Here is a 514-nt window from a genome sequence, read left to right as displayed (position 1 = left end):
TCAATTAAGAGTTACTCACAAATTTTACCTTAGCCTGATCCGTTACCAGTGAAAGTAACGTTCAGTCTATCTTTCTATCACATACCCAAATTTTTAAAGAACGATCTAATCAAAGACTAGAAATCAACATTCACCATCATACTGATGGAATGCTCATTTCTAAGCTTTCATAACGCAGAAGCAGTAGTGGTGGAGCCAAACGGGATCGAACCGTTGACCTCCTGCGTGCAAGGCAGGCGCTCTCCCAGCTGAGCTATGGCCCCGTATTTCTACAGGCGTTTCCCACACAAAATTGGTGGGTCTGGGCAGATTCGAACTGCCGACCTCACCCTTATCAGGGGTGCGCTCTAACCAACTGAGCTACAGACCCAATTTCGGGCTGCTTCTTATCGTCTTCTTCAATGAATCAAGCAATTCGTGTGGGAACTTATGGAGCAGCTGATGTCGTCGATTAAGGAGGTGATCCAGCCGCAGGTTCCCCTACGGCTACCTTGTTACGACTTCACCCCAGTCA

The 514-nt window shown here is 47.1% G+C and carries 2 tRNA genes and 1 rRNA gene; all 3 read right to left on the bottom strand.

Annotation, left to right across the window (positions count from 1 at the left end):
* Positions 1 to 187: 187 nt before the first annotated feature.
* Positions 188 to 263, bottom strand: a tRNA-Ala gene (locus AB1462_RS31700).
* Positions 264 to 293: 30 nt separating this feature from the next.
* A tRNA-Ile gene (locus AB1462_RS31695) sits at positions 294 to 370 on the bottom strand.
* A gap of 82 nt (positions 371 to 452) precedes the next feature.
* Positions 453 to 514, bottom strand: a 16S ribosomal RNA gene (locus AB1462_RS31690); the annotation flags it as partial.

This window comes from Pseudomonas sp. SB113 (genome assembly GCF_040754745.1).
In the GTDB taxonomy this organism is placed as follows: domain Bacteria; phylum Pseudomonadota; class Gammaproteobacteria; order Pseudomonadales; family Pseudomonadaceae; genus Aquipseudomonas; species Aquipseudomonas grimontii.
This window is presented reverse-complemented; position numbering and strand designations above follow the sequence as displayed.